The sequence below is a fragment of the Mycobacterium sp. 1245805.9 genome (assembly GCF_001672915.1).
In the GTDB taxonomy this organism is placed as follows: Bacteria; Actinomycetota; Actinomycetes; order Mycobacteriales; family Mycobacteriaceae; genus Mycobacterium.
Genome location: NZ_LZKR01000013.1, coordinates 15,232 through 41,756, shown reverse-complemented (window position 1 = coordinate 41,756; position 26,525 = coordinate 15,232). Strand labels below are relative to the sequence as shown.

The following is a 26,525-nucleotide window of genomic DNA, read 5'->3' as shown; positions in this document are numbered from 1 at the left end:
CGCTAACTTTCTTGTGCATCACCGAAAAGCCCCGATGATTTGGGAGGACTCGATGTCCAGACTTGCCGAAAAGGTCGCGATAGTCACCGGGGGTGCCGGCGGAATTGGTGCGGCGACGGCGCATGAGTTGGCCCGCGAAGGCGCCGCCGTCGCCGTGGTCGACATCGACGAGGCGAAGGCCGCCGGGGTCGCCGACGAGATTGCGCGAACGGGCGCCCGGGCGATCGCGCTCGGCGGCGATCTCGCGCGCGAAGACACCGCGCGCGACGTGGTGCGCTCGACGGTGGCGGAGTTCGGCCGCGTCGACGTGCTGCACAACAATGCGGCGCTGACGGCCAGCGACTTCTTGTCCCGGGACACCACCGTCACCGAGATGCCGCTGGACGTGTGGCGGCGATCGCTGGACGTCAACCTCGGCAGCCAGTTGCTGATGTGCAAGCACGCGGTTCCCGAAATGCGAAGGACCGGAGGCGGTTCCATCGTCAACATGTCGTCGGGCGCGGCGCTGTCGGGCGACCGCACCCGGCTGGCCTACGGCGTGTCGAAGTCCGGCGTGCACGCCCTGACGATGTACGTCGCGACCAGCGAGGGAAAGGCCGGCGTGCGGGCCAACACCGTCGTGCCCGGGCTGATCCTCACCGACGCCGTCCGCGCACACCTGTCCGAGGACGTCATTGGCCGGCTCGGCCGGGCCACCTTGACGCCGTACCTCGGCGAACCGCAAGACGTCGCAAACCTGGTCGCATTCCTCGCCTCGGAGGCGTCCCGCTACATCACCGGGCAGATGTTCTCGATCGACGGCGGGATGTCGGCGCACGCCGGTCTGGACACCGGCGCTTAGCGTTTCGCTGCGCGGCTTTGTCGTGCCAGCGAAACCGCAACAGCAGCAGCCTGCGGTGCAGTCCAAACGACATGGTGAGCGGATCACGCCACGGCGGAGTGCCGCGAAATGTGGACAACTCATCGAATGCCATAGCGCCACTGTCCCATAGGTTTGCTCCGGACAACGGCGGCGCCAGGCCATGCCTCCCGTGTTGTTCACGTCCATGTCGACTCCTCTTCGCCGCGCCGTTGTCGTGACGGGCGCTCAGCCGCTCGCCGGGCCGAGCGCGTACGCACCGGTTTCCGGATGGTGATACCACCCGCTGGCGGCGTGGGTGCCGCCGTCGACGTGGATCGTCTGCCCGGTGATGTAGCTGGACATCTCGGATGCGAGAAATACTGCGGCGCCGGCCATTTCGTCGACGTGACCGGCGCGCCCCATCGGGACCGTGAGGCCGAATCGCTCCTCGGAGCCGGGCGGCGCGATCTCCCTGATGCCTTCGGTCAGGGTGATGTCGGGCGCCAGCGCGTTGACCCGGATGCCGTGCGGCGCGAGCTCGAGCGCGGCGGTCTTGGTGTAGTTGATCACACCGGCCTTGGCCGCCGCGTAGGTCGCGTAACCGGGTGCGGCGCGCACGCCTTCGATCGAGGTGACGCTGATGATGCTGCCGGGCAGTTTCTGCTCGACCAGGACGCGCGCCACCCGCTGCGTGCACAGGTAGACGTGGCGCAGGTTCGACTTGTACAGCGCGTCCCAACCGTTCTCGCTGGTGTCGAGGATGCCCGACCAGAAGACCCCGCCGGCGTTGTTGATCAGGATGCTCACCGTCCCCAGCTCCGCGGAGGTCTGCGCCAGCGCGGCGTCCACCGCGGCGCTGTCCCGGACGTCGACGGTGATGCCCAGCGCTCCGATCTCCTCGGCGGCCGACGCGCACGATTCGGGGTTGCGTTCCCAGATCGCGACGCGCGCGCCGAAGGCCGTCAGCCCCCGCGCGATGCCGCGGCCGATGCCCGCGCCGCCGCCGGTGACGACCGCGACGCGGTCGGTCAGGAGAACGCTGGAGGGGTCGAGTGCCATGCAGCTCAATATAGAACAAACCGACGTCAAGGTTTACAGTCATTACTGCATCTGTCCGATATGTAACAACCCGGAGGGCCGCTATGGCCAGCACGATCTTCGTCACCGGCGCGACCGGGCAGACCGGCGGCAACGTGTGCCAGCAGCTGATCGAGCGCGGCGACCACGTTCGCGCGCTGGTGCGCGACCCCGACGAGGCCGCCGCGCTGGCCGGGATCGGCGTCGAGCTCATCAAGGGCGACATCACCGACGCCGACGACGTGCTGGCCGCGGCGAAGGGCGCCGAGGCCGCCATTCACTGCGCCGCGCTGCTCGGCGGCGCGAGCCAGGACCTCGAGGACTTCAAGGCCGTCAACACGGTCGGCACCACACACGTCCTGGACGCGGCCAAGACCCACGGCATGCGCCGGGTGGTCGCGCTGAGCACCGCCACCTTCCTCGACCTCGGCACCGGCGTGGACTTCGAGGAGGCGCCCGTGCTGAAGAACCCGCCGCGCGACCCCTACACCGTCACCAAGCTCGCCGCCTTTTTGGAAGCGCACCGGCGCGCCGCCGCGGGCGACGACGTGCTGACGTGCCACCCCGGCGCCATCTTCGGTCCCGGCCTGGTGGTCGCGCGCGCCCTGCACCGCACCAGCTTCAACCGGGTGCTGCTGGCCGGCATGCGCGGAAAGATCAAGCGCTATCTGGCTTTTCCCGTGACCTGGGTGGCGGGCGCGGACGTCGCGAAGGGCTCGATCGCCGCGCTGGACAAGGGCGTGGCCGGGGAGCGCTACCTGCTGGTCGGCCGTCCCGAGGACACCTTCAGCACCGCCGGCGGCATCAACCGCGCCTGCGAGATCGCCGGAATCGACCACCGCGTCGAGGATCTCGACTACCGCAGCGACCCCGAGGCGTTGACCGCCGAATTCGGGCCCACCCTGATGGCGATCGCGGAGGCCGCGGCCAAGAGCGAACGCAAGCCCCGGGCGACCGACAACCTGACCACCCGGCGGCTCGGCTATGCGCCGATGTCGTTCGACGACGGCCTAAGGCTGCTGATCGCATGGCTGCGCGAGCTCGGCAAGCTGTAGGGGTCGCCGCGGGGGATCTGTCCGATCGGATCCTCGACGCTGCCCAGCGGCTGGTGTTTCGGACGGGCGCGCGCAGGATGTCGCTCTCGGATGTGGCGACCCTGGCCGGGGTTTCGCGCCCCACCATCTACCGCTACTTCGCGTCCAAGGAAGAACTCATCGACGCGCTGGGTAAGCGCGAGCGGCGGCGCTTCAACGACGCGATGGACGCCGCGATGTCCGGAGTAGTGGGACTGGCGCGGCTGGAGGCCGCGGTCGACGTCGTCGCGACCTTCGTCGAGGCGCAACCGCCCGGGCGGCTGCTCGACCTCGAGCCGACGTTCGCCCACGACCAGATGGCGCAGGCGTTGCCGATGCTGGCCGACGGGTTGACGGCGGTCTTGCAGCGCTGCGCGCGCGAGGGTGCCTTCGCCACGGGGGTGAAACCGCGCGACCTCGCGGGTGCGGTCGCGCGAACCGCGTTGAGCCACTACATATTTCCCGACGCCGACCGCGCCGCGGCGCGCCGGGAGATCCGGGCCGCGGCCGGTCTTCCCCCGACAGCATCCCCACACGCCGGCTACGCTCCGTGACCGGCACTCCCGGCTGACCTGCCCCTGACAGTCCTCCAAGAATTTCTTTAGAAACCGTCAAGGCCCACTGCTGATTCTCATGCCAGCGCACCGTAGCGCTCACCCGAAGCCAGATCAGCACTAGGAGATACCCGCAATGTTTACTCGTCGTTTCATCGCCTCCGTGGCCGGCGCCGCCCTGACCGCCGCCGCTCTCGGCCTGGCCACGCTCGGCTTCGCCGGCACCGCCGGCGCGAGCACGGGCGATGCCGCGTTCCTGGCTCAGCTGCAGTCCGACGGGATCACGCCGCCCAGCGCGGCGGCCGCCATCCGCCAAGCGCACACCGTCTGCAACGCACTCGACCAGGGCCAGTCGAGCCGGGAGGTCATCGACTCGGTGGCCCAGTCCACCGGCCTGAGCCCCAAGGGCGCCAAGACGTTCGCCGTCGACGCCGCGTCGGCGTACTGCCCGCAGTACGTCACCTCGAGCTAGCGGCGACCACCCTGTGCGGGGACCCGATGTGGGTCCCCGCACTTATTTGCGCAAGTCAAACTTGGTGGCGCCGAACGGTTCCGACGTGCCGAGGGCGAACACCGTCGACGCTTTGACTCGGTAGAGATACCAGGGCGCCGGGCCGGCCGACGGCGCACTGAACGGCGCCGTGAGCGCGTCGCCCGCGACCTCGGCGGGCCATCCGTCGTCGGCGAAAACGGCTGCAACGGAAGCCAATTCGTCGGCTTCGGTGACGCGCTCGGCGGCGCCCTCGACGACGAGGTCGAACGGATCGGTGGCGACGCTGACCACGCATCGAGGATCGCGTGCCAGGTTTCGGGTCTTGCGGGTCGCGGGCCCGGAGGTGAAGTACCAGCTTCCGCCCCACCGAACCACCCCGACCGGCATCACGTGCGGGCTGCCGTCGGGATTGATCGTGGTCAGCCACACGGTGTGGCGTTGCGGACCGCCGGTTTCCGGCGCCTGCGGCAGCTCGCCGTCCAACACGGCCTGGACGCGGTCCCATTCAATGGTCGGTGCGCCGTACCCGTCGAGATTGCGCTCTGTGATCGTCATATCGGTACTGACCGAAGCCGCGCGCAGAACTCATCGCTCCCGCAGCAGGAACAGGCCGTAGGCGGCGATCGACTGCGTATCGACGATCACCCCGGTGCGCATCATCTCTTCCACGTCCGCGCGCGAGAACCACTCGCTGTGCATGTCCTGTTCCTCGTGCTCGCGTTCCGCTTCGCCCTCGACGATCCCGGTGGCCAGGAACACCCAGCCGCGCTGACTCGTCATCCCGGCGGCAACGTCCAGCAGGCCCAGCGCCTCGATCGACGTCGCGCGCAGCCCGGTCTCCTCGCGCAGCTCACGCTCGGCCAGCTCGTGCGGGTCGACCTCCGTGTGATCGGGCGCGCTGCCCTGCGGGAACTCCCAGCGCCGCGCGCCGAGCGGGTAGCGGAACTGCTCGACCAGCCGGAAGCGGTTCCCGTCGTAGGGCATCACCAGCGCGTAGGTCGGCTTGTCGACCACCGAGTAGATGCCGGTGCTGCCGTCCGGGCGGCGGATCTGGTCCTCACGCACCGCCAGCCACCGGTTCCGATAGACCTCGCGGGACGCGACGCATTCGATGAAGGGCACGTCGCCCAGTATCACCGGTGCGGTAGCGTCCCAGGCCATGCCATCCCCCGAAGCCATCACCGAGACCGTCAAGCGCTACCTCGCGCTCGTCGCCGCCGCCAAGACCGACGACATCGTGGCGCTTTACGCCGCCGATGCGACCCTCGAGGACCCGATCGGCGCGGACATCCGCCGCGGCCACGACGCGATCCGCGAGTTCTATGCCGGATTCCAGGACGCCAAGAAGGACACCGAACTCCTCGAGATCCGGGTCGGGGGCAGCGAGGCGGCGTTCTTCTGGAACCTCACGCTCGACGGCGGCGACAGCCGCAGCCGGCTCTCCCCCATCTCGACGATGACGTTCGACGAGGACGCGAAGATCACGTCCATGCGGGCGTTCTGGTCACCCTCGGACTTCAAAGTCCTGTAGCGCCTCCGCGGCGCGCTTGATCCGCCGCAGCGTCTCCTCGATGCCGCGGTTGACCTGACGTCCCCGCGGGACGAGGGCCTCGGCGAGCCTGTTGGCGACCGAGCACCACAGAAATTCGAACGACTCGGTGAGCAGCGTCCCGGACGCCGACGGCTCCATCGTGTAGCGCCAACGGGTTTCCTCGCGGCCGGCGCCGTCGTTCATGGTGGCGAAGCCGAATTCGCGGCCCCGCTCGGCGGTCTCGATCACCGCCGTCCTCGCCCAGCGCATGCGTCCGAGCCTGTTGTGCCCGCGGAAGCGGACGCCCGGGGCCGCCGCGGTCGCTCCGTCCAGCCACTCGCAGCGGTAACACTCCGGGCTCCACTCGCCCATCCGAGTCACGTCGGCGATCAGGTCGTAGACGACCTCGGGCGGTGCGGCGATGTCGATCCCGCTGTGGCCGCGCCGCGCTGTGGGCATGGCCCGAGTATGGCAGTGGACTCGTGCGATGCCACCGCGACGGCAATAATGCAGCGATGGCCCCTGAAGATAGGGAGATCCGCCGCTCCGGCATGCGTAGCCACATCATCGTCAGCGGCGAGGACGCGCTGGCGACGACGATCGTCGAGGAGCTCAACAACGCCGGCGTGCACATCGTCAAGCTCACCAGCCCGACCGAGCTTGCCACCGCCGGGATCGCCCGCGCCCGCGCCGTGATCTGCGCCGGCGACGACGACGCGATCAATCTCGAAATCGCCCTGCTGGCAAGGAAAGCCAACCCGGATATCCGGGTGGTGGCGCGGCTGGCGAACGACGTGCTGCGGACGGCGATGGCGGCCGACAAGCGCCCCGGAGCGATTCTGGACGTCGCGGACCTCGCGGCGCCGTCCGTCGTCGAGGCCTGCCTGGCGCACACCGTGCACCCGTTCGAGGCGGCGGGCATCAAGTTCGTCGTCTCGGGCTCCGCGGCGCCGCGCGACGCGACGCTGCGCGAGATCTACGGCGACCTGGCGCCCGTCGCCGTCATCCACGGCGAGAACTGCGCCACCCCGGGCGCCGTGGAGCCGTGCCCGGGCCGGGATCTGCCGGTGCACGCCGGCGACTGGACCGCGATGATCGGCACGGCCGACGAGCTGGCCGCCCGCGGCATCAAGGTCCCGAAGCCGACCGCACGGCGCTCGCGGCGGGCCTGGCTGCGTCGACTGCTCGATGCCGCACGCGGCCTGCGTGACGACGTCAACCCGATGTTGCCGCGGGCCCTGTTCGCCGTGGCACTGCTGCTGCTCGGGTCGACGGTCGTGTTGCGGTTCAGCTACCAGCCTCGGGCGACGATGACCTGGCTCGACGCGCTGTATTTCAGCACCGAGACGATCGCGACCGTCGGTTACGGCGACTTCAGCTTCCTGTCGCAACCGACCTGGCTGCGGCTGTTCAGCATCATGCTGATGCTCGCGGGCGTGACGACCACGGCGCTGCTGGTCGCGTTCATGGCGGACCTGCTGTTGTCGCGTCGTTTCGCACACTCGGCCGGGCGCCGGCGCGCGCGCCACCTGCGCGATCACGTCATCGTCGTCGGGCTGGGCTCGTTCGGCAGCCGCGTCGTCGCCGACCTGGCCGGCGCCGGCTACGAGGTGGCGGTCATCGAGCGGGACGACAACAACCGCTTCCTGTCGGCGGCGGACGACCTGGACGTGCCGGTGATCTTCGGGGACGCGACCCTGCGCCAGACGCTGGCGTCGGCCCGCGTCGACCGGGCCCGCGCGGTGGCGGTGTTGACCCAGGACGACATGACCAACATCGAGACCGGGATCGTGCTGCGCGAGATGCTGGGCCCGCGGGTGATGCCGGAGGTGGTCCGGCCCGACGTGCCGATCGTGCTGCGCATCTACGACCGCGCGCTGGGGGCCGCGGTGGCGCAGCGGTTCGGCTTCGAAAACGTGCGCTCGACAGTCGATCTGGCCGCGCCGTGGTTCATCGGCGCCGCGATGGGGCTGCAGGTGCTGGGGACGTTCTGGGTGGGGCAGCGCTCCTTCATGGTCGGCGCCATGCACGTGGCTCCAGGCAGCGAGCTCGACGGGCTCAAGATGTTCGAGCTGTCCACCCAGACCCGGGTCATCGCGATCACCCGCCAGGACACACCCGTCGAACTGCACCCGCGCCGCGACGCCTGGCTGCGCGGCGGCGACACCGTCTATTTGGTCGGCCCGTATCGCGAGCTGCTGGCGACGCTGCGCAAGGGCCAGCCGCCGCAGGAGCCTTCGGCCGACGACGAACGGGCCTCGGCCTAGAGCTTCGCGGCGACGTCGGCTGCACGGCGCAGCTGGTCGAGGTCCGAACTCGTGGGGATGAGCTGCACCTCGTCGGTGCCGATTCCCTCGAACTTTCGCAAGACGGCCAGCAACTCGTCCTCGCTGCCGGACCAGCCGGTCATGGGCGCCATCGCGTCCACGTATTCGGCCGGAATCCAGTTCATGTAGCGCAGCAGGTGGCGATGCACCTGGGCGCGGGCCTGCTCCGGTTCGCCGAACGCGAACCAGAACGACGTGACCAGCTGCGGTTTGGACCTGCCGGCCTGGGTCCACGCCTCCCGCGCCACGTCGAACAGCTCGTTCTGCTTGGCGACGTCGAGGTCCAACGTGGTGCCGGCCAACCCGTCCGCCCAGGCCGCGGCGCTGCGCACGGTCTTGGGACCCATGGTGCCGACGAACAGGGGCGGGCCACCGGGCTGAACCGGGGCCGGCCCTACCGGCAGTACCGACTCGGTGATCTTTTCGCCGGCCCACACCCGCTTCATCACCGCCACACGTTCGGCCATGCCGCGCATCGTCTGCGTCGCCGGGTCGGCGCCCACGGCGTGATAGTCCTCGTGCCTGCCGCCAACGCCGATGCCCACCGTCAGCCGGCCGCCACTCAACATGTCGCCGGTGGCCAGGCCCTTCGCCAGCATGACCGGGTCGTGCAGCTGCGGCACGATCACCGTCGTCATCAGGCGCACCCGGGTGGTCCACGCCGCCAGCGCGCCGAGGAGCGTCAGGTTGTCCGGGTTTTCGAACGCGATGCGCTCGCCCCAGCACAGCGACGAGAACGGGCCCTCGTCGATCTCGCGCGCCCAGGCCGCCAGCACCGTCGCATCCAGGTCCGGCTCCATCACCGGCATGGTCATTGCTATCTGCACAGACGGGATTCTGGCACCATGAAGCAGATGGGTTTCACGAGCACCTCCATCGCGCACGTGCGGCTGACCGTCACCGACATCGAGCGGTCACGGCAGTTCTACGAGAGCGTGTTCGGTTGGCCCGTGCTGCTCGAGGTCCCCGAGAACGCCGACGAAGCCACCCGCAACCAGTTCGGCTTCCTGTTCGGCGGCGTCATCTACGACCTGGGCGGCACGCTGCTCGGCCTGCGGCCGGTCGCCACGGACCGCTTCCACGAGGATCGCTGCGGGCTCGACCACATCTCCTTCCGGCTCGGCAGCAAGGCCGAATTGGACTCCGCGGCAACGCATCTCGACGATGTCGGCGTGCCGCACGAGCCCGTCAAAGACATTGGGCCGTCGTACATCCTGGAGTTCCGCGACCCGGACAACATCGCCCTGGAGCTCACGGCGCCCAAGTAGGGCGTCCAGCCTTCGCGCGAGGGTGCGCAAAATGACAGCCGGCACGGCGTGTCGTTGTGCAAACACGCACGCTCGCGAGAAGCGGATGATTGAACTATGAGCATCAGTTTCAACCACACCATCGTCGCGTCGCGCGACAAGCGTGAGTCCGCGGAATTTCTGGCCGAACTGTTCGGCCTGCCGGACCCGAAGCCGTTTGGCCACTTCATGGTTGTCGCGCTCGACCACGGCGCCAGCCTTGACTACTCCGACGTCGCCGAGGGCGAGGAGGTCCGCCGCCAGCACTACGCGTTTCTGGTTTCGGAGGAGGAGTTCGACGAGATCTACGGCAAGATCAAATCGCGCGGCCTGGAGCACTGGGCGGATCCGGGGGCCAATCGGCCCGGCGAGATCAACACCCGGGACGGCGGCCGCGGGGTGTACTTCCTGGATCCCTCCGGGCATGCAATGGAAATCCTCACGCGCCCCTACGGGTCGGGCGGCTGAGCTATTCGTCGCTATTCGTCGCTATTCGTCCACGTCGTGCCGCACCACCCGCACCTTGCCGTGCGATAAGCAGGCGGCATACCCGTGGTACTTGCCGTACAGCTCCCACGCGGTGGCCTCATCAGACGGAGGCACGTCGATCTGGTGACCGTCGGAGAACTCGAGATGCAGGTCTCCGCTGTCAGACCAGGCAAAACCCGTGCACTTTTGCCCGGAGAAATCGAAGAGCGGACGCTCCTGGGTAGCCGGGTTATTCGGGTCGATCGCGACGATCTCCGCGGGGGCGGTGGCGACGGCCGGCAGGGTCAGGCGCAGCGGTGCCGAGATGACGAGCTCGTTGTCATCATCGAAATTCAGCACCAGACCATCGCGGAACATGATCCGCTGTAATGCGCAGCCCTCGATCCAGTTCTCGATCAACTTTTGTTCGGTCATTTTGTTCACACCATCCTCAAATCGGGTTTCCCGCGCGGCCGCGCGGTTAACCCCACCGAGATCAGGGATTTCTTGGATCGCGTGACGGCTAATCGCCGCCGCGCGGCGAGCCGTGCCGCACGTGTTCCTGGTCGCGATAGTCGTCGGCGAGTTGCGCGACGTGCTTGGGCAGGGCGCCGGCCGCGACGTCGGCGACCGTCGTCTCCTCCAGCACCGAGCGCATGCTGGCACGCAGCGCCCGCCAGACGTCGGCCAGCGGCGCGGTGGGCCCGGCATAGGGCAGATCGCCGAGCCCGATGTCGCGGACGCTGGCCAGCGGGCCGTCGATGCAGCGCAGCACGTCGGCGATGCTGATCTCGTTTCCGGGGCGGGCCAATTCGTAGCCGCCCTCGCGGCCGCGGTGGCTTCGCACCAGGCGATCGGTGCGCAGGTTGGTGAGGATGTCGACGAGAAATTGCGGCGGTATGCCCTGGGCCTGGGCCAGTTCGTCGGTCGTCACCAGCGTGCCGCCGTCGACCGTGGCGAGCTGGACCATCGCCCGCACCGCGTATTCCGCCTTGGCCGACATCCGCATGGTGAGGATTGTGCCACCCCGGTAAGGGTTCCTTAGGGGCGCAACTCCAGCAGGTCGATGACCCGCTGCGCGTGCTCCTCGACGCCGCGATCCGGCGTCAGCCGCAGGTCCGGGTTCTCGGGCTGCTGATAGGGGCTGTCGATGCCGGTGAAGTTCTGGATCTCACCTGCACGGACTTTCGCGTACAGCCCCTTGGGATCACGCTTCTCGCACTCGTCGAGCGGCGTGTCGCAGAACACCTCGAAAAAGTCGACGCCGGCGTCGGCATGGACCCTGCGGGCCAGTTCGCGATGCTCGGCCAGCGGGCTGATCGCCGGCACCAGCACCACCTGACCGCTGTCGGCCAGCAGCGCCGCCACGTGCGCCAGCCGGCGCAGGTTCTCGGCGCGGTCGGCCATCGAGAAGCCCAGGTCCGCATTCAGGCCGTGGCGCAGGTTGTCGCCGTCGAGAACGTAAGCGGGAACGCCGCTTTCGAGCAGCGTCCGCTCGACCAGCATCGCCACCGACGACTTCCCGGAGCCCGACAGGCCGGTGAACCACACCGTCTTGCCACGGGTCCGGGCGCCTTCGCCGACGAGCGACTTGTGCCGCACGGTGTTCGGGCTTGCGGTCTGCGCGGCGACTTCGCGCAGCACCATGCCCGCCGCCACCGTGCCGTTGGTGTTCGGGTCGATGAGGATGAAGGAGCCGGTGCTGGAGTTGCGGGTGTACTCGTCGAGCAGCAAGGGAACCTGGGTCCGCAGCGAAATGCGGCCAAGTTCGTTGAGCTGCAACGCCCTTGCGCCCTTGTCGCGGTGCAGGGTGTTGACGTCGAGCCGGTACTCCAGCGCCGTAACGCGCGCGCGGGTGGTTCGGGTGGTGTGTTTGATGAGGTAGTCGCGGCCCGGCTCCAGCGCCGAGTTGTCGGCCATCCAGCACACGGTCGCGTCGAAGTCCTGCGTGACCCTCGGCTGGTTGTGGGTGCGCGCGATCATGTCGCCGCGGGAGATGTCGATGTCGTCGGCCAGGCTGATCGAGACGGCCATCGGCGGAAACGCTTCTTCCACAGGGCCATTGGGACCCTCGATGGCGGTGATCCGGGTGGTCTTGCCGACGGGCAGCACGACCACCTCGTCGCCGGGGCGCATCACCCCGCTCGCCACGGTGCCGGCGTAGCTGCGGTGGTCGCGATGCTCGTGGGTCTGCGGCCGGATGACGTATTGCACCGGGAAGCGCACGTCGACCAGGTTGCGGTCACCGGCGATGTAGACCTCCTCGAGGTGCGACAGCAGCGCCGGGCCCTCGTACCACGGCGAGTTGTCCGACTTGGTCACCACGTTGTCGCCGTTGAGCGCCGAGATCGGGATGGTGGCCACGTCCTGCACGTCGAGCCGAGCCGCGAAGGCGTGGAACTCGTCGCGGATCGCCTCGAATTTCTCTTTGTCCCAATCAATCAGGTCCATCTTGTTGACCGCCAGCACGATGTGCTGGATGCCGAGCAACGACGCCAGGAAGGCGTGCCGGCGGGACTGCTCCAGCAGGCCGTGGCGGGCGTCGACGAGCACGATCACCAGCTGAGCCGTCGACGCGCCGGTCACCATGTTGCGGGTGTACTGGATGTGGCCCGGCGTGTCGGCGATGATGAATTTCCGCTTGGGAGTGGCGAAGTAGCGGTAGGCGACGTCGATGGTGATGCCCTGCTCCCGCTCGGCCCGCAGGCCGTCGGTCACCAGCGCCAGGTCGGTGTAGTCGTGGCCGCGCTCCTCCGACGCCCGCTCCACCGACGCCCATTGGTCTTCCATCACGGCCTTGGAGTCGTACAGCAGGCGCCCGATCAGGGTGGACTTGCCGTCGTCGACGGAGCCGGCGGTCGCGAGCCTCAATAACGTTGTCATCAGAAGTAACCCTGCCGTTTGCGGTCTTCCATTCCAGCCTCCGAGATCCGGTCGTCGGCGCGGGGCGCGCCGCGCTCGGTCAACCGCGCCACCGCCGTCTCGGCGATGACCTCGCTGACGGTGGCAGCCTCCGATTCCACGCAGCCGGTGCATGTGACGTCGCCCACCGTGCGGAACCGCACCGTGGCCTCGAACACCGGCTCGTCGGCGCGCGGCTGCATGTGCCGGTCGACCGCCAGCAGCATGCCGTCGCGCTGAAACACCTTGCGCCGGTGCGCGAAATAGATCGACGGCAGCTTGATCTTCTCGGCGCCGATGTAGGACCAGATGTCGAACTCGGTCCAGTTGGACAGCGGGAAGACGCGGATGTGCTCGCCCTTGTGGTGCCTGCCGTTGTAGAGGTTCCACAGCTCGGGGCGCTGGGCCTTGGGGTCCCACTGCCCGAACTCGTCGCGGAAGCTGAACACTCGCTCCTTGGCGCGCGCCTTCTCCTCGTCGCGGCGCGCCCCGCCGAACGCGGCGTCGAACTTGTTCTCGCGGATGGCGCGCAACAGCGTCACGGTCTGGATCGGGTTGCGCGACGGGATCGTCTCGACCACCCGTCCGGCGTCGATGTCCTCCTGCACCGACGCCACCACCAGCCGCACCCCGGACTCGGCGACCAGCTCGTCGCGGGCGGCGATCACCTCGTCAAAGTTGTGGCCGGTGTCGACGTGCATCACCGGAAACGGCAGCCGCCCGGGCTTAAACGCCTTGAGCGCCAGGTGCAGCATCACGATGGAGTCCTTGCCGCCCGAGAAGAGCAGGACGGGGCGCTCGAACTCCGCGGCCACCTCCCGAATGATGTGGATCGCCTCGGCCTCGAGCGAGCGCAGATGGCTCAACTCATACTGGCCGGCGGCGGGAGCCGTGTTCACGGCGCTGGTCATGGCCACCTCGCTGCATTCTTGATGCGGATCTATTTCTTGATAATCCTGGTCGAATTGACCATCTTTATGGTCATTGTCCTATATAGAACCAGCCGACCCCGCCGGTGTCAATGACCTGTCGGGTATTTGCGGGGGCTCGCCGGTGCGAAAGCATGGACGCATGGCAACTGAAACGCAGAGCGGCCGCGATGTCATCTCGCAATTCCTCCCCCAATCGCCTTTCGTCGCGAAGCTGGGAATCGTCGCCGATCAGCTGGCCGACGACGAGGTCAGGCTGCGGCTGCCGTGGGATCCGACCAATGTCACCGTGGGCGACATGGTGCACGGCGGTGCGATCGCCACCCTGGCTGACCTGACCGTCATGGCGGCGGCATGGTGCGGTGCGGACGCTCCCCCGTCGTTGCGGGGCGTGACGGTGTCGATGGCGCTGGATTTCATGGCGCCGGCGCGGGCCACCGACCTGATCGGGGTGGGCCGGGTGCTGCGGCGCGGCCGGTCGCTGGTCAACTGCGAGGCCGAGATCGTCGACCCGTCGGGCACGCTGGTCGCCAAGGCGCTGGCGACGTACAAGGTGGGTTAGTGCGGCGCCGAGCGTGCACTGAGGGCGAAGATATGGCCAATTTCTCGCCCTGAGAACACGTTCGACGAAGAGGGCTGGGGCGCTAGAGGGTGACTTCTTCGAGCTTGCCGGTGGCGACGTCGAAGACGAAGCCGCGCAGCGACACGTGCTTGGTCACGAACGGGCTGTTCTCGATGCGGCGCAGCGACTGCCGGACGTCCTCGGCGAGATCAGGGAACGCCTCGGCCGCCCAGGGCGGCTTGACGCCGATCTCGTCCTGGATGCCGCGCTTGAAGTCGTCGTCGGTGAAGGTGAGCATGCCGCAGTCGCTGTGGTGGATCAGGATGATCTCCTGGGTCCCCAGCAGCCGCTGGCTGATGGCCAGCGAGCGGATGACATCGTCGGTGACGACGCCGCCCGCGTTGCGGATGACGTGGGCCTCCCCCTCGTTGAGGCCGAGGATGCGGTAGACGTCGAGCCGGGCGTCCATGCACGCCACGACCGCGACGTGTTTGCTCGGCGGCAGCGGCAGCGGGCCCTTGAAGGTGCTGGCGTATTGGGCGTTGTTGGCCAGGTAGTGGTCGGTAACCGTCACGCAAGCCTCCTCTGGGTGTGGCGGCCTGAAGGTAGCAGCGAGCCACCCGTAATTCAGCCATGAAAATCAGCCGGATCACAAGGCCGCGCTCGGCTGGTTAACCTGTCCCAATGCGGCGTGGGAGGCTCGGTCGGGCATGATCCGGTTCCTCGCGCGCCGGTTGCTCAACTATGTCGTGCTGCTGGCGCTGGCATCCTTCCTGACCTACTGCCTGACCTCGGTGGCCTTCTCGCCGCTGGATAGCCTGTTGCAGCGCAACCCGCGCCCGCCGCAGGCCGTCATCGACGCCAAGGCCCACGCGCTCGGCCTGGACAAGCCGATTCCGATTCGCTACGCGCACTGGGCCTCGCACGTAGTCCAGGGCGACTTCGGCTCGACCATCACCGGGCAACCCGTCGCCGCCACGCTGTGGCGCCGAGTCGGGGTGAGCCTGCGGCTGCTGGTCGTCGGCTCCTTGGTGGGGACGGTGCTGGGCATCGTCGCCGGGGCGTGGGGCGCGATCCGCCAGTATCGGCTCAGCGACCGCGTCGTCACGCTGCTGGCGCTGTTGTTGCTGAGCACCCCGTCGTTCGTCATCGCCAACCTGCTGATCCTGGGTGCGCTGCGGGTCAACTGGGCCGTCGGCGTGCAACTGTTCGACTACACCGGGGAGACGTCGCCCGGTGTGACGGGCGGGTTCTGGCCGGAGCTGGTGGACCGGTTGCGCCACCTCATCCTGCCCACGCTGACCCTGGCGCTGATGGGCGCGGCGGGATACAGCCGATATCAGCGCAACGCGATGCTCGACGTCCTCGGGCAGGACTTCATTCGCACCGCCCGCGCCAAGGGGCTGACCCGTCGCCGCGCGCTGTTCAAGCACGGGCTGCGCACCGCCCTGATCCCGCTGGCCACCCTGTTTGCGTACGGGGTGGCCGGCCTGGTCGTCGGGGCGGTGTTCGTCGAGAAGATCTTCGGCTGGCACGGCATGGGCGAATGGCTGGTGCAGGGCATCACGGCCCAGGACACCAACATCATCGCGGCGATCACGCTGTTCTCCGGCACGGTGGTGTTGCTGGCCGGGCTGTTGTCGGACGTGTTCTACGCCGCGCTCGATCCGCGGGTGCGGGTGTCATGACATCCACGGCAGCCCAAGAAGTCTCGTCGCCGGAAGTGGCGGGGTTCACGTCGCGCCGGACGTTGGTGCTGCGCCGGTTCGCGCGCAACCGGACCGCGGTGGCGGCGCTGACGCTGCTGGTGCTGCTGTTCGCCGGCTGCTACGCGCTGCCCTCGCTGCTGCCCTACTCCTACGACGACCTCGATTTCAACGCGCTGCTGCAACCGCCGAACGCGCGGCACTGGCTGGGCACCAACGCGATGGGCCAGGACCTGTTGGCGCAGATCCTGCGGGGCATGCAGAAGTCGATGCTGATCGGCGTCTGCGTCGCGTTCATCTCCACCGGCATCGCCGCCACCGTCGGGTCGATCGCCGGCTACTTCGGCGGATGGCGGGACCGGGTGCTGATGTGGGTGGTCGACCTGCTGTTGGTGGTGCCCAGCTTCATCCTGATCGCGATACTGACGCCGCGGGTCAAGAAGTCGTCCAGCGTCCTGCTGCTGGTGCTGCTGCTGGCCGCCTTCGGGTGGATGATCAGCTCGCGCATGGTCCGCGGCATGACCATGAGCCTGCGGGAGCGCGAATTCATCCGCGCCGCACGGTATATGGGGGTGTCCAGCCGGCGGATCATCGTCGGGCATGTGGTGCCCAACGTGGCGTCCATCCTGATCATCGACGCCGCGCTCAACGTCGCGTCGGCCATCCTGGCCGAAACCGGCCTGAGCTTCCTCGGTTTCGGGATCCAACCGCCCGACGTGTCGCTGGGCACGCTGATCGCCAACGGCACCCAGTCGGCGACCACCTTCCCGTGGGTCTTCCTGTTCCCGGCCGGGGTGCTGGTGCTGATCCTGGTGTGCGCCAACCTGACCGGCGACGGGCTGCGCGACGCGCTCGACCCGGGCAGCGGGCTGGGGCGCCGGTGAGCCCCCTGCTGGAGGTTTCCGACCTGGCCGTCACGTTTCCGAGTGATGGCCCGCCGGTGACCGCGGTGCGCGGCATCAGCTATCACATCGAACCCGGCGAAGTCGTGGCCATGGTCGGCGAATCGGGGTCGGGCAAGTCCGTCTCGGCGATGGCGGTGGTGGGGCTGCTGCCCGAGTACGCGCGCGTGCGCGGTTCGGTCCGGTTGCAGGGCAACGAGCTGCTGGGGCTCGGCGACGACGCGATGTCGCGGTTCCGCGGCAGGACGGTCGGCATGGTGTTCCAGGATCCGATGTCGGCGCTGACCCCGGTGTACACCGTCGGCGATCAGATCGCCGAGGCGATCGAGGTCCACCAGCCGCGCGTCGGGCGCAAGGCCGCCCGCCGGCGCGCCGTCGAACTGCTTGAGCTGGTTGGCATCTCGCAGCCCGAGCGGCGCGCGCGGGCGTTTCCGCACGAGCTGTCCGGCGGCGAACGACAGCGCGTCGTCATCGCGATCGCGATCGCCAACGATCCCGACCTGTTGATCTGCGACGAACCCACCACCGCGCTGGACGTCACCGTGCAGGCGCAGATCCTGGAGGTGCTCAAGACGGCCCGCGACGTCACCGGCGCAGGGGTTCTCATCATCACGCACGACCTCGGCGTGGTCGCCGAGTTCGCCGACCGGGCGCTGGTGATGTACGCCGGCCGGGTCGTGGAGTCGGCCGGCGTGAGCGACCTGTACCGGGCCCGCCAGATGCCGTACACCGTCGGGCTGTTGGGGTCGGTTCCCCGGCTGGACGCCGCGCAGGGCACCCGCCTGGTGCCCATCCCCGGCGCGCCGCCGTCGCTGGCCGGACTGGATCCGGGATGCCCGTTCGCGCCGCGCTGCCCGCTGGCCATCGACGAATGCCGCGCCGCCGAACCGGAATTGATCGAGGTCTCCGTCGACCATCGGGCCGCCTGCATCCGCACCGATCAGGTCGGCGACCGCAGCGCCGCGGACATCTACGGGGTGAACACCTCCGTGCGCACCGAGGCGACTCCTGGTGAGTCATCGGTCGTGGTCCGGGTGCGCGAGCTGGCCAAGACCTACCGGCTGACCAAGGGCGTGGTGTTCCGCCGCGCCGTCGGCGAGGTCCGCGCCGTCGACGGCATCAGCTTCGAGCTGCGGCAGGGCCGCACGCTGGGCATCGTCGGCGAGTCCGGTTCGGGCAAGTCGACCACGCTGCACGAGATCCTGGAACTGGTTGCCCCGCAATCCGGTTCGATCGAGGTGTTGGGCAACGACGTCGCCTCGTTGAGCCCGGCGCGCCGGCGGGAGCTGCGACGCGACATCCAGGTGGTGTTCCAAGACCCGGTGGCGTCGCTGGACCCGCGGCTGCCCGTCTTCGAGCTGTTGGCCGAACCGTTGCGGGCCAACGGCTTCGACAAGAACGCCACGTTCGCGCGGGTGGCCGAGCTGCTCGAGATCGTGGGCCTGCGCCGCGCGGACGCGACCCGCTACCCCGCCGAGTTTTCCGGTGGGCAGAAGCAGCGCATCGGCATCGCGCGGGCGCTGGCGCTACAGCCGAAGATCCTGGCACTCGACGAGCCGGTGTCCGCCCTCGACGTGTCCATCCAGGCCGGGATCATCAACCTGCTGCTCGACCTGCAGGAGCGGTTCGGCCTGTCGTATCTGTTTGTTTCCCATGACCTTTCGGTGGTCAAACACCTGGCGCACGACGTGGCGGTTATGTATGCCGGCGCGATCGTCGAACAGGGCGACAGCGAGCAATTGTTCGCCAATCCGCAGCACGATTACACGCGGCGGCTGCTGGGCGCGGTGCCGCATGTCTAGGGTTTGTGTCGCCGAGACTGCGCTCAGAGCGTCGTGGTCGGCTCTTTTCAGGCGCTGGACGCAGTCTCGACGGGTGCTGAGCGTGTTGGTGGTCGCCGGGTTGGTGCTCACCGGATGCTCGCCGGCCATCGACCTGACGCCCACGACGGGCAACAAGGCCTCGATCGGCACCACCAGCGACCTCAACCCGCGCGACCCCGCCACGCTGCAGGACGGCGGCAACCTGCGGCTCTCGCTCAGCGACTTCCCGCCGAACTTCAACATTCTCAGCATCGACGGCAACGCGGCCGAGGTCGCCTCGATGATGAAGGCGACCCTGCCGCGGGCGTTCGTCATCGGGCCGGACGGGTCGACCACGGTCGACACCGACTACTTCACCAGCGTCGAGCTCACCGGGACCGACCCGCAGGTGGTCACCTACACCATCAACCCCAAGGCGGTGTGGTCCGACGGTACCCCGATCACCTGGCAGGACATCGCCAGCCAAATCCACGCCCTCAGCGGCGTGGACAAGGCCTTTGAGATCGCCGGATTCAGCGGCGCCGACCGCGTCGCGTCGGTGACCCGGGGGGTCGACGACCGGCAGGCGGTCATGACGTTCGCCAAGCCGTACGCCGAGTGGCGCGGCATGTTCGCGGGCAACGGCATGCTGCTGCCGGCCAGCATGACCTCCACGCCGGAGGTGTTCAACAAGGGCCAGCTCGACGGGCCCGGCCCGACGGCCGGACCGTTCATCGTGTCGTCGCTGGACCGGTCCACGCAGCGAATCGTGTTGACCCGCAACCCGAAATGGTGGGGCGCGCGGCCGCGGCTGGACAGCATCACCTACCTGGTGCTCGACGACGCCGCCCGGTTGCCGGCGCTGCAGAACAACACGATCGACGCGGTCGGGATCGGCACCGTGGACCAGCTGACGATCGCCCAACGGACCAAGGGCATTTCGATACGCCGCGCCCCCGCGCCGAGCTGGTCGCACTTCACCTTCAACGGCGCGCGCGGGGCGATACTGGAAGACAAGGCATTACGGGTCGCCGTGGCCAAGGGCATCGACCGGCAGACCATCGCCAAGGTCGTCCAGTACGGCCTCACCAGCAACCCGGTGGCGCTGGGCAACCACATCTACGTCGCCGGGCAGCAGGGCTACCAGGACAACAGCGACGTCGTGCCCTACGACCCGGCGGCGGCGAGCCGGGAGCTCGACGCCCTGGGGTGGAAGCGCAACGGCCAGTTCCGGGAGCGCGACGGTCGCCAGCTGGTGATCCGCGACCTGTTCTACGACGCGCAGGGCAGCAAGGTGTTCGCGCAGATCGCGCAGCACAGCCTCGCCCAGATCGGTGTCAAGCTCGAACTTGTCGCGCGGTCGGGCAGCGGCTTTTTCACCAACTACGTCAACGTCGGGGCGTTCGACATGGCGCAGTTCGGCTGGCTCGGCGACGCTTTCCCGCTCTCGTCGCTGACGCAGATCTACCAGTCCGACGGGGCGAGCAACTTCGGCAAGATCGGCAGCCCGGAGATCGACGCCGCGATCGAGCGGACGCTCGAAGAACTCGATCCCGCGAAGGCGCAGGCGTTGGCCAACGACCTCGACAAGCTCATCTGGGCCGAGGGATTCAGCCTGCCGCTGACCCAATCCCCCGGTGATGTCGCGGTGCGCAGCACGCTGGCGAATTTCGGGGCGGCGGGTCTGGGCGACCTGAACTACACCGCGATCGGGTTCATCCGGACCTGATCCGCCGCCGCAACGGCGCGGGGATCCGCAGGGCCGGCAGCGCGCCCTCGGCGATGACGGCCAGCTCGATCGCCTTCCACAGCAGGCGGACCGACGGCCGCGGCGGGAGCTCGTCCAGCGCCGGCGCCTGTGCGGCCAGGCCCTCGAATTCGTCGCGGAACACGGCTCCGGCGACGGCCAGGGCCGCGGGCTCGCGAAAGTCCAACGCGCTGTGGGCCATGGTGGGAAGCTTGAGCAGCTGCGCGTTGGGAATCAGGGACGCCACCCGCTGGGCGACCTGCGGCGGGGTGATGAGATCGCGGCCGCCGGAGATCACCGCGGTGGGCCAGCCGAAATTCGGCATCTCGGCCGGTAGATCGTATGGCTCGTCCTCGAAAGTTGCCGTCTGGGTGCGGGTTTCGCGCTCAGCCACGGCGGGGTCGAGCGGCAGGCCGTCGGGCTCGGCGGCGTAGTCGAGTTCGCGGAACGCGATGCGGCTCACGAGGTCTTCCTCATAGCGGTACGGCAGGTTGGAAAGGGTCGCGAATCGGGATAGCGCCCACCACAACACCCTTCGGTCGTCGAGCAGCAGGTCGAGTTGCCGGTCGAGCAGGGCGGCCCCGCCATGGCCGTAGATTGTCGCGACGACCTGGGTCGCCGCCGCCGTCATGACGCCGGCGTCGACGAGCTTGCGGACTTTCGGTGCGAGCGGCGCGGTTTCGGGGCTGTCGCCCCGGAGCAGCAGCCGGCGGATCGCGCGGCGCACGATCACGATGTCGTGCCGCGACAGCAGCGGCGAATCGAGGACCATCGCATGCACCCGGCCCGGGTGGCGCACGCCCACTCCGGCGGCGATGTAGGTGCCGTATGACGTTCCGTAGACGACGGCGGAGTCCACGCGGGCGTCGTCGAGTACGGCGGCCACGTCGTCGACGACCTGATTGACGGTGAGGGCGTCGGGCGGCAGGTCCTCTCCGGCGTCGTCGTGGCGTGACATCCCTACGCCGCGATGCTCGATCATGATGACGTCCAGGCCCGCGGCGGCGGCCCGGCGCCGCAGCCCCCTGTACATCTGGACCGACGCGACTCCCGGGCCGCCCGGGATGATCACCAGCGGGTGGGCGGACTTGCGGCCGCCCCGCACGTAGTAGAGATCGAACTCGTCGGCGCTATCCGGCGTGACCGGTCGACGCACCGCCCGCACGCCGGGCAATGCGGCCAGCTTTTCCTGCAGCCGACGCCGTTTCGAGTTCATGGTCATTGCGCTCCACCAAGACAGATACCGTCGAGCGCTTCATGCTAAACGTTGAGGTCGATTCGGTGCGCGTCGTGGACGCCGTCGTAGCGGTCGGGGCTACACGTCAGCACGATCACTTGACCGTGGGCGCCGACGGTGTCGAACACCTTCCCCATCTTGGCCAGGCGGTCGGGATCGGTGAAACCCAGTGCGTCGTCGACGACCACCGGGACGCTGTCCTCCTTGGCGACCAGGGCCGCGCCGGCCAGCCTGGCCAGGATGCCGAGCTGCTCCTTGGCGCCGCCGGACAGCGATTCGTACGGCACCGTGACGCCGTTGAGGGTGCGGCTGCGGATGCACAGGTCGCTGTCGATGTCGACCTCGAAATCGGGACCGAACACCGGGCGACCAAGCCGCTGCAGTTCCGTGCGATAGGGCTCGACGTAGCGCTGCCTGGTGGTGTCGCGGTGCCGTGTCATCACCGAGCGCAACAGCTGGGCGGCGCGCGCCCGGCTGCCGACCCGGGCGTGCTGGCTGGCGGCGTGTTCGCGTTCGGTCTGCGCGGCGTCCAGCTTGCCCTGGCGGCCCTCGCTGCCGAAAACCGAGAGCTCGATGGCGATTTCGCGCAACGCGCTGTTCGCGTCTTCGTATTGGTCGCGCAGTGTGTCGGCCGCCGCGGTGGCGGCGGTCAGTTCGGCGGCGACCACGTCCGGCGCGGCGGCCGCGAGCTCGTCGGCGAGTTCGGTGACGCGCCGCTCGGCGTCCTCTTTGCCTTTAAGGCCGGCTTGCGCCGCGGATGCGAGGTCCTCGTCGCTCACCTCGGCGCGCTCCCGGGACAGCCGGTCGGTGGCGGCGTCCAGCTCGGCGCGTTGGGCTGCCAGCGCGTTCTGGGAAACCGTTGCGCGCGTTGACGACTCGGCGAGCGCCGCCGCCGCGGCCGCCGCGGCGCAGCGGCGTTGCTCGCATTCCGTGGCCGCGGCGGTGCGGGCGGCCTCGGCGGCGCCGAGTTCGGCGCGGGCGTCTTTCGGGACGAGGTCCGGTTCGGCCGGGTGATCGGCACGCAGCTGCGCCAGCCGCTCCCGCAGTTGGTCGACATCGTCGTCGCCGCACAGCCCGGACACGGTCGCGTCCAATTGGTCACGGCAGCCCTGCAGTTCGCGGCGGCGCTGGTCGGCGGACCGCGCGGACGCGAGGTCGGTCACGTCGGCCACTTTCAGCGCCGCGGCGAATTCATCTTGTGCCGCAGCGTATTTGGCTTGGACGTCGAGGGTGGTCGCGCCCGGGGTGACCCGCGCGGTCAGCAAGCCGGGAACCTCGACGGTGGTGGGGCCGGTCGCGGTGATCGACCAGCGTTCGCCCGCCGGCAGGGACACCCGTTGGTCGCCGGTGGCGAGCTCGATGTCGGCGATGGCGGTGAATTCCACCGCGGCGGACGTCAACGCAAGCTGCCCGCCGATGAGATCGACGGCGGCGGCGGCGTTCTCGATGCGCCGTAGCGACTCGTCGGTGATTTTCACGCCCGCGAGTTCCGCGCAGACGCGGTCGCGGTCGCGCTGGATGGTGGCGATCTTGGCCAGCCGAGCGCCGAGCCGGTCGGCCTCCTCGCGGGCGGCGAGCTGATCGACGGCGCGCCGCGCGGACTCGGCGCGGCGTTGCAGATCGGCGAGGAGCTGGGCGGCATGTTCGACGGCTTCGTGGGCGGCCTGCGCGCCGGCCGCCGCCGTCTTGCGCGCCTCCGCGGCCTGCTGCGCTTCCGCCTCGGCCGCGGCGACGCTCGTGGTGCGGGTTTGGATTTCGGTGAGCAGCCGCACGCGCCCGTTGTGGGCGGCGCCGGCCGCGGTGCAGGTGGCGGTCGCGGCGTCGGCGAGCAGCTTGGCCTCGCGCGCCTGGTTGGTGAGCTCGGCGATCCGGTCGGCGGCTTGCTGGGCGGCCTCGAGCCGGGGGCCGGCGGCGGCCCGCTGCTGCGCCAGGTCGGCCACCCACTCGGTCAGCTCCGCGTGGCGGCGCACCCGGTCGTCGACCCCGGCGACCGCCGCGGCCCATTCGGCGACCGCCTCGTCGGCGTCGTTAAGGCGCTTGATCGCGGTTGCCCACTCGCCGGTCGGCCGGCCGGTGGGGGTGAAGTAGCGGCCGTACTCGGCGTCGATCCGCTCGATCAGCAGCGGCTCGGTCCCGGACAGCGCCGCGGCGTCACCCGCGGCCACGTCGAGGGCTCGCGACAGCGCGTCGCACCCGGACAGGTCCACCGCGGCCGTCGACGTGGCCTGCAGCACCCGTTGGGCGTGCCAGAGGTCGTTGTCGACCGTCTCGGCCAGCATCGCCCGGACCCGGTCGTGGGCCTCGTCGCCGGTGAGCTGTTCGCGCCGCGGCGTCAGCACCGTCAGCTCCGTTTCAGATTTCTTGTGGAACCGCTTGCGGTAGGTGAAACGGTAAGGGCCGCAGCTGATTTCGGCGCTCACCTCGGACCCGACGTCGCTGTGGGTCGGCTTGACCTGCTTGACTTCCTTTTTGGTGGAGCGGTCCCGGGATTCCAGCAGCAGGTCCAGCGCCTCGATCATCGAGGACTTGCCGATCTCGTTGGCGCCGCAGACCACCACCACACCGTGGTCGGGGAACTCGATCTCGCGGTGCGCGATGCCGCGATAGTTGGTCAGGACGAGCCGGTGCAGCTTCACGCGGCGCCCCGATCGGCCAGGCGCAGCAACAGGGCCAGCGCGGCCTGGGCGTCGGCGGCCTCCGCGGAGTCGCCCTCGCGTGCCGTCGCCACCAGTTCGTCGACGGCCGAGGCGGCGAAGCCGCCGATGCCGAGGTCGGTGAACTCGCCGTCGGCGGGAACCACCGCCAGGTCGGTGTGGCTGTCCCAGGTGCGCAGGTGGGCGAACAGCCGCGCGTAGCGGTCCAGGCACGCGTCGAGGGCCGCGCGATCGGTGACCGTCAAAGAACCGGTCAGCGCCAGCCGCACGACGGTCCGCTCCTTGTCTTTCATCAGGTCCAGGTTCATGTCGAGGTCGGCGATGTCGCGGCTGGTGTCCACCTGGCGGTGCAGGGTCACGAACCGCCAGCGGCCGATGTGCCGGGGTTCCACGGTGACGCCGTCGTCGTCGACGTCGACGACCAGCACGTGACCGGGGTCGGATTCGACGTCGTCGAAGTTGGTGACTTCCGGTGAGCCGGAGTACCAGACCCGTCCGCTGTCGCCGACCTTGGTGAGCGAATGCTTGTCCCCCAGCGCCACATAGTGGACGGCGCCTTGCTTCAGCGCGTCCTCGAGTTTTGGGAGCCGGATCAGCGAGGGCTTGTCGCGGTCGGGGTCCAGGACGTCGACGCCGCCGTGCGCGACGAGGATGCGGGTTCCTGGACTGGGGGTTAGGCCGTCGAGGACCTCAGCGACCAGGTCGGTGGTCGGGGCCTTGGATCGCCATGGCGCCGCGACGATTTCGAGCCCGGGCCTGATCTCGTGAACGCCGGCCCGATCGAGGACGGTGACGTTGTCGGGACACTCCGCGGTGAACAGCGCGCCGGTGTACACCGACGACGCGTCGAGGGGATCGTGGTTGCCCGGCAGCAGGTAGACGGGAATCCCTATGGCGCGCATGGCTTCCAGGGACTGCCCGATCACCTGCGGGGCGAGTTGATTGTGCTCGAAGACGTCGCCCGCGACGACGACGAACTCGGCGCCCACCTCGGCCGCCAGCGCGCCCAGCCCGGCCACCGCGTCCCGGCGGGCGGCCGAATACCGCGGCTGGGCATCGCCGGCGAGGAAGTGCCGAGTCATGCCCAGTTGCCAATCGGCGGTGTGCAGGAATCGCATCCGGCGGGCTCCTTCCGAGTCGTGGCTATCAGGGCACCGCGAAGTCTAGGTCTGAATGCCGACAAGTCCGGGGATGCGGACCGGCATGCCCGGCAGCCCGAATATTGTGATCGCGTGTACCAGGAGTTTCGCCCCGACCGACGGCTCGCCCCGCTGGTGGAGTGCGGGTGGGTGCGGTCAGGTTCCCCGACGGGAGCGTTGCGGGTGATACCGGACGGGTGCGTCGACCTGTTCGTGAGCTCGGCGGGCGAGGTCGTGATCGCGGGCCCCGCCACCACGTTCTATGACCTGCACGCCGACCGGGGATGCGGGTACGTGGGACTGCGCTTGCGGACGGGTGCGGCGGCGGCGGTCGTCGGGCGGCCGGTCGACGAGTTGTGCGACCACCACGTGCCGGTCGATTCGGTATTCGGTGTCGACCCCCACCGGCTGGCCGAAACGGTGTTGACCGCAACGACTCCCGCGCGGCGGGTGGCGGCGCTGCAGCGGTTGCTGACCGACCATTGGCACCGCGCCGAGCCCGCACTCGACACGGCGGTGACCGGGGCCGTCGGCATGCTTCGGCAGCGTCCGGACCGGCCGGTGTCCGGCTTGGCCGATGCCGTCGGCCTCAGCGAAAGGCAACTGCGCCGCCGGTTCGAGGCCGCAGTGGGCTTCGGCCCCAAACGGTTGAGCCGGATACTTCGTTTCCAGCGATTGCTGCTTCTGATTCGAAGCCACGGTGCGGGACGCCGATGGGCCGAGTTGGCGGTCGAGGCCAACTACGCGGACCAGCCACACATGATCAACGAATGCCGCGCGCTGGCCGGGATGTCTCCGGCCGCGCTGTGCGGTGGGATGTCCGTTTCATCCAATACCACCCCGCGTCAGCGGCCGTAGCCTGTGCGGATGACGAATCCGAAAGCCGTTGCGCTCGAGTCCTTCCGGTTGATCGAGAATGGCGATGCGGGCCTGGCTCAGCGAATCATTGCTTCCGGCTACCGGAATGAGGAAGCCGACGACGACCCCGAAGATGTCGAACGACAACTGCGTGGGCCCGCGGGATTCCTGGCAACCAGCCGTTGGCTGCGCGACGCGTTTTCCGAGCTGAATTTCGAAGTGGGCGAAAGTGTTGCCGAGGGCGGCCTGGTGATGGTGGCGGCCGTCATGACGGGTAAGCACACCGGCCCATTCAATGGCATCGAGGCCACCGGCAGGCTGATCAACCAAAAGCAGGTGCATATCTTCACGATCGCGGGCGGCCAGATCGCGCGTCACCGCGCCGTGCGCGACGACCTCGGATTGTTGCTCCAGCTCGGCTGGCGACCCCGCGGCTGA

27 protein-coding genes and 1 pseudogene are annotated in these 26,525 nt (G+C 68.9%); 15 read left to right on the top strand and 13 right to left on the bottom strand.

The features are described from left to right. The first annotated feature begins 52 nt into the window (after positions 1 to 52). Entirely contained in the window at positions 53 to 841 is a 789-nt protein-coding gene (locus tag A9X00_RS02195; protein WP_067148797.1) for an SDR family NAD(P)-dependent oxidoreductase, read from the top strand. 246 nt (positions 842 to 1,087) lie between these two features. On the opposite strand, the gene A9X00_RS02190 is transcribed toward A9X00_RS02195, so the two are convergent. Continuing rightward, complete coding sequence (locus A9X00_RS02190) at positions 1,088 to 1,900, bottom strand: SDR family NAD(P)-dependent oxidoreductase (protein WP_067148572.1); 813 nt, start codon at positions 1,898 to 1,900, stop codon at positions 1,088 to 1,090. A gap of 83 nt (positions 1,901 to 1,983) precedes the next feature. Here A9X00_RS02190 and A9X00_RS02185 point away from each other — a divergent pair, with 83 nt between their 5' ends. From A9X00_RS02185 to A9X00_RS02175, 3 genes are all read left to right on the top strand, one after another. After that, positions 1,984 to 2,973, top strand: coding sequence for an NAD-dependent epimerase/dehydratase family protein (locus tag A9X00_RS02185; protein ID WP_067148569.1), 990 nt, complete (start codon positions 1,984 to 1,986; stop codon positions 2,971 to 2,973). Continuing rightward, positions 2,946 to 3,545, top strand: coding sequence for a TetR/AcrR family transcriptional regulator (locus tag A9X00_RS02180; RefSeq protein ID WP_067148566.1), 600 nt, complete (start codon positions 2,946 to 2,948; stop codon positions 3,543 to 3,545). Before A9X00_RS02185 ends, A9X00_RS02180 begins: the two co-directional genes overlap by 28 nt. A gap of 136 nt (positions 3,546 to 3,681) precedes the next feature. After that, on the top strand, positions 3,682 to 4,017 hold the full coding sequence (locus A9X00_RS02175) for a DUF732 domain-containing protein (RefSeq protein WP_067148562.1): 336 nt from the start codon (positions 3,682 to 3,684) through the stop codon (positions 4,015 to 4,017). 42 nt (positions 4,018 to 4,059) lie between these two features. Here the strand turns inward: A9X00_RS02175 and A9X00_RS02170 are convergent, their stop codons facing one another. Further along, the gene (locus tag A9X00_RS02170; RefSeq protein WP_067148559.1) at positions 4,060 to 4,593 is read right to left on the bottom strand and encodes a pyridoxamine 5'-phosphate oxidase family protein; all 534 of its coding nucleotides are present in this window, start codon (positions 4,591 to 4,593) and stop codon (positions 4,060 to 4,062) included. Positions 4,594 to 4,623: 30 nt separating this feature from the next. Beyond that, complete coding sequence (locus A9X00_RS02165) at positions 4,624 to 5,217, bottom strand: NUDIX domain-containing protein (protein WP_232006648.1); 594 nt, start codon at positions 5,215 to 5,217, stop codon at positions 4,624 to 4,626. Here A9X00_RS02165 and A9X00_RS02160 point away from each other — a divergent pair. Further along, a complete protein-coding gene (locus tag A9X00_RS02160; RefSeq protein WP_067148556.1) occupies positions 5,198 to 5,569 on the top strand; it encodes a nuclear transport factor 2 family protein in 372 nt (123 codons plus the stop codon). The two genes, A9X00_RS02165 and A9X00_RS02160, sit on opposite strands and share 20 nt — an antisense overlap. Here A9X00_RS02160 and A9X00_RS02155 read toward each other — a convergent pair. Then, on the bottom strand, positions 5,543 to 6,028 hold the full coding sequence (locus A9X00_RS02155) for an SRPBCC family protein (RefSeq protein ID WP_067148553.1): 486 nt from the start codon (positions 6,026 to 6,028) through the stop codon (positions 5,543 to 5,545). The genes A9X00_RS02160 and A9X00_RS02155 overlap by 27 nt on opposite strands. 92 nt (positions 6,029 to 6,120) lie before the next feature. Here A9X00_RS02155 and A9X00_RS02150 point away from each other — a divergent pair, with 92 nt between their 5' ends. After that, the gene (locus A9X00_RS02150) at positions 6,121 to 7,836 is read left to right on the top strand and encodes an NAD-binding protein (RefSeq protein ID WP_067148550.1); all 1,716 of its coding nucleotides are present in this window, start codon (positions 6,121 to 6,123) and stop codon (positions 7,834 to 7,836) included. Here A9X00_RS02150 and A9X00_RS02145 read toward each other — a convergent pair. After that, complete coding sequence (locus A9X00_RS02145) at positions 7,833 to 8,711, bottom strand: LLM class flavin-dependent oxidoreductase (RefSeq protein ID WP_067148548.1); 879 nt, start codon at positions 8,709 to 8,711, stop codon at positions 7,833 to 7,835. The two genes, A9X00_RS02150 and A9X00_RS02145, sit on opposite strands and share 4 nt — an antisense overlap. A 39-nt stretch (positions 8,712 to 8,750) precedes the next feature. Between A9X00_RS02145 and A9X00_RS02140 the strand changes: the two genes are divergently transcribed. Both A9X00_RS02140 and A9X00_RS02135 read left to right on the top strand, forming a co-directional pair. Next, on the top strand, positions 8,751 to 9,164 hold the full coding sequence (locus tag A9X00_RS02140) for a VOC family protein (protein WP_067148792.1): 414 nt from the start codon (positions 8,751 to 8,753) through the stop codon (positions 9,162 to 9,164). Positions 9,165 to 9,260: 96 nt separating this feature from the next. Beyond that, the gene (locus tag A9X00_RS02135; RefSeq protein WP_067148544.1) at positions 9,261 to 9,650 is read left to right on the top strand and encodes a VOC family protein; all 390 of its coding nucleotides are present in this window, start codon (positions 9,261 to 9,263) and stop codon (positions 9,648 to 9,650) included. A 21-nt stretch (positions 9,651 to 9,671) separates the two neighbouring features. Here the strand turns inward: A9X00_RS02135 and A9X00_RS02130 are convergent, their stop codons facing one another. The 4 genes and pseudogenes from A9X00_RS02130 to cysD all read right to left on the bottom strand — a co-directional run bounded on the left by A9X00_RS02130 (position 9,672) and on the right by cysD (position 13,536). Further along, a complete protein-coding gene (locus A9X00_RS02130; RefSeq protein ID WP_067148789.1) occupies positions 9,672 to 10,085 on the bottom strand; it encodes a DUF6188 family protein in 414 nt (137 codons plus the stop codon). Positions 10,086 to 10,173: 88 nt separating this feature from the next. Then, entirely contained in the window at positions 10,174 to 10,659 is a 486-nt protein-coding gene (locus A9X00_RS02125; RefSeq protein ID WP_067148542.1) for an RrF2 family transcriptional regulator, read from the bottom strand. A gap of 32 nt (positions 10,660 to 10,691) precedes the next feature. Continuing rightward, positions 10,692 to 12,533, bottom strand: coding sequence for an adenylyl-sulfate kinase (cysC, locus tag A9X00_RS02120; RefSeq protein WP_067148539.1), 1,842 nt, complete (start codon positions 12,531 to 12,533; stop codon positions 10,692 to 10,694). Further along, positions 12,533 to 13,536, bottom strand: a pseudogene (gene cysD / locus A9X00_RS02115) (sulfate adenylyltransferase subunit CysD). Before cysD ends, cysC begins: the two are co-directional and overlap by 1 nt. An 86-nt stretch (positions 13,537 to 13,622) precedes the next feature. Here cysD and A9X00_RS02110 point away from each other — a divergent pair. Next, positions 13,623 to 14,042, top strand: a complete 420-nt coding sequence (locus A9X00_RS02110) for a PaaI family thioesterase (RefSeq protein ID WP_067148533.1) — start codon at positions 13,623 to 13,625, stop codon at positions 14,040 to 14,042. An 82-nt stretch (positions 14,043 to 14,124) separates the two neighbouring features. Here A9X00_RS02110 and A9X00_RS02105 read toward each other — a convergent pair whose 3' ends face one another. Further along, positions 14,125 to 14,616, bottom strand: coding sequence for a carbonic anhydrase (locus A9X00_RS02105; protein ID WP_067148530.1), 492 nt, complete (start codon positions 14,614 to 14,616; stop codon positions 14,125 to 14,127). Between the two features lie 136 nt (positions 14,617 to 14,752). On the opposite strand from A9X00_RS02105, the gene A9X00_RS02100 reads away from it, so the two are divergent. Genes A9X00_RS02100 through A9X00_RS02085 form a run of 4 tightly spaced genes read left to right on the top strand, consistent with a single transcriptional unit; the run spans position 14,753 to position 20,181 of the window. Then, the gene (locus tag A9X00_RS02100) at positions 14,753 to 15,730 is read left to right on the top strand and encodes an ABC transporter permease (RefSeq protein WP_067148527.1); all 978 of its coding nucleotides are present in this window, start codon (positions 14,753 to 14,755) and stop codon (positions 15,728 to 15,730) included. A 35-nt stretch (positions 15,731 to 15,765) separates the two neighbouring features. Next, entirely contained in the window at positions 15,766 to 16,632 is an 867-nt protein-coding gene (locus A9X00_RS02095; RefSeq protein ID WP_197515029.1) for an ABC transporter permease, read from the top strand. Beyond that, positions 16,629 to 18,452, top strand: coding sequence for an ABC transporter ATP-binding protein (locus A9X00_RS02090; RefSeq protein WP_067148521.1), 1,824 nt, complete (start codon positions 16,629 to 16,631; stop codon positions 18,450 to 18,452). Before A9X00_RS02095 ends, A9X00_RS02090 begins: the two co-directional genes overlap by 4 nt. Further along, the gene (locus tag A9X00_RS02085; protein ID WP_082974639.1) at positions 18,445 to 20,181 is read left to right on the top strand and encodes an ABC transporter family substrate-binding protein; all 1,737 of its coding nucleotides are present in this window, start codon (positions 18,445 to 18,447) and stop codon (positions 20,179 to 20,181) included. Before A9X00_RS02090 ends, A9X00_RS02085 begins: the two co-directional genes overlap by 8 nt. Here A9X00_RS02085 and A9X00_RS02080 read toward each other — a convergent pair. From A9X00_RS02080 to A9X00_RS02070, 3 genes are read right to left on the bottom strand one after another with little or no spacing between them, the layout of a single operon-like run. Continuing rightward, positions 20,168 to 21,421 (bottom strand): alpha/beta hydrolase, encoded by a 1,254-nt coding sequence (locus A9X00_RS02080; protein ID WP_067148514.1) that lies wholly within the window; start codon positions 21,419 to 21,421, stop codon positions 20,168 to 20,170. The two genes, A9X00_RS02085 and A9X00_RS02080, sit on opposite strands and share 14 nt — an antisense overlap. A gap of 38 nt (positions 21,422 to 21,459) precedes the next feature. Then, positions 21,460 to 24,072, bottom strand: a complete 2,613-nt coding sequence (locus A9X00_RS02075; protein WP_067148512.1) for an ATP-binding protein — start codon at positions 24,070 to 24,072, stop codon at positions 21,460 to 21,462. Beyond that, complete coding sequence (locus A9X00_RS02070) at positions 24,069 to 25,208, bottom strand: exonuclease SbcCD subunit D (protein ID WP_067148509.1); 1,140 nt, start codon at positions 25,206 to 25,208, stop codon at positions 24,069 to 24,071. Before A9X00_RS02070 ends, A9X00_RS02075 begins: the two co-directional genes overlap by 4 nt. A 114-nt stretch (positions 25,209 to 25,322) precedes the next feature. Between A9X00_RS02070 and A9X00_RS02065 the strand changes: the two genes are divergently transcribed. Both A9X00_RS02065 and A9X00_RS02060 read left to right on the top strand, forming a co-directional pair. Further along, positions 25,323 to 26,087 (top strand): AraC family transcriptional regulator, encoded by a 765-nt coding sequence (locus A9X00_RS02065; RefSeq protein WP_232006647.1) that lies wholly within the window; start codon positions 25,323 to 25,325, stop codon positions 26,085 to 26,087. A gap of 9 nt (positions 26,088 to 26,096) precedes the next feature. Beyond that, complete coding sequence (locus A9X00_RS02060) at positions 26,097 to 26,525, top strand: ester cyclase (protein ID WP_156771892.1); 429 nt, start codon at positions 26,097 to 26,099, stop codon at positions 26,523 to 26,525.

Excerpts from the sequence above, each read along its gene's own strand:
- A9X00_RS02195 (WP_067148797.1), top strand. The coding sequence starts at position 53 with ATGTCCAGACTTGCCGAAAAGGTCGCGATAGTCACCGGGGGTGCCGGC.
- A9X00_RS02190 (WP_067148572.1), bottom strand. The coding sequence starts at position 1,900 with ATGGCACTCGACCCCTCCAGCGTTCTCCTGACCGACCGCGTCGCGGTC.
- A9X00_RS02185 (WP_067148569.1), top strand. The coding sequence starts at position 1,984 with ATGGCCAGCACGATCTTCGTCACCGGCGCGACCGGGCAGACCGGCGGC.
- A9X00_RS02180 (WP_067148566.1), top strand. The coding sequence starts at position 2,946 with ATGGCTGCGCGAGCTCGGCAAGCTGTAGGGGTCGCCGCGGGGGATCTG.
- A9X00_RS02175 (WP_067148562.1), top strand. The coding sequence starts at position 3,682 with ATGTTTACTCGTCGTTTCATCGCCTCCGTGGCCGGCGCCGCCCTGACC.
- A9X00_RS02170 (WP_067148559.1), bottom strand. The coding sequence starts at position 4,593 with ATGACGATCACAGAGCGCAATCTCGACGGGTACGGCGCACCGACCATT.
- A9X00_RS02160 (WP_067148556.1), top strand. The coding sequence starts at position 5,198 with ATGCCATCCCCCGAAGCCATCACCGAGACCGTCAAGCGCTACCTCGCG.
- A9X00_RS02165 (WP_232006648.1), bottom strand. The coding sequence starts at position 5,217 with ATGGCTTCGGGGGATGGCATGGCCTGGGACGCTACCGCACCGGTGATA.
- A9X00_RS02155 (WP_067148553.1), bottom strand. The coding sequence starts at position 6,028 with ATGCCCACAGCGCGGCGCGGCCACAGCGGGATCGACATCGCCGCACCG.
- A9X00_RS02150 (WP_067148550.1), top strand. The coding sequence starts at position 6,121 with ATGCGTAGCCACATCATCGTCAGCGGCGAGGACGCGCTGGCGACGACG.
- A9X00_RS02145 (WP_067148548.1), bottom strand. The coding sequence starts at position 8,711 with ATGACCATGCCGGTGATGGAGCCGGACCTGGATGCGACGGTGCTGGCG.
- A9X00_RS02140 (WP_067148792.1), top strand. The coding sequence starts at position 8,751 with ATGGGTTTCACGAGCACCTCCATCGCGCACGTGCGGCTGACCGTCACC.
- A9X00_RS02135 (WP_067148544.1), top strand. The coding sequence starts at position 9,261 with ATGAGCATCAGTTTCAACCACACCATCGTCGCGTCGCGCGACAAGCGT.
- A9X00_RS02130 (WP_067148789.1), bottom strand. The coding sequence starts at position 10,085 with ATGACCGAACAAAAGTTGATCGAGAACTGGATCGAGGGCTGCGCATTA.
- A9X00_RS02125 (WP_067148542.1), bottom strand. The coding sequence starts at position 10,659 with ATGCGGATGTCGGCCAAGGCGGAATACGCGGTGCGGGCGATGGTCCAG.
- cysC (WP_067148539.1), bottom strand. The coding sequence starts at position 12,533 with ATGACAACGTTATTGAGGCTCGCGACCGCCGGCTCCGTCGACGACGGC.
- A9X00_RS02110 (WP_067148533.1), top strand. The coding sequence starts at position 13,623 with ATGGCAACTGAAACGCAGAGCGGCCGCGATGTCATCTCGCAATTCCTC.
- A9X00_RS02100 (WP_067148527.1), top strand. The coding sequence starts at position 14,753 with ATGATCCGGTTCCTCGCGCGCCGGTTGCTCAACTATGTCGTGCTGCTG.
- A9X00_RS02085 (WP_082974639.1), top strand. The coding sequence starts at position 18,445 with ATGTCTAGGGTTTGTGTCGCCGAGACTGCGCTCAGAGCGTCGTGGTCG.
- A9X00_RS02080 (WP_067148514.1), bottom strand. The coding sequence starts at position 21,421 with ATGACCATGAACTCGAAACGGCGTCGGCTGCAGGAAAAGCTGGCCGCA.
- A9X00_RS02070 (WP_067148509.1), bottom strand. The coding sequence starts at position 25,208 with ATGCGATTCCTGCACACCGCCGATTGGCAACTGGGCATGACTCGGCAC.
- A9X00_RS02060 (WP_156771892.1), top strand. The coding sequence starts at position 26,097 with ATGACGAATCCGAAAGCCGTTGCGCTCGAGTCCTTCCGGTTGATCGAG.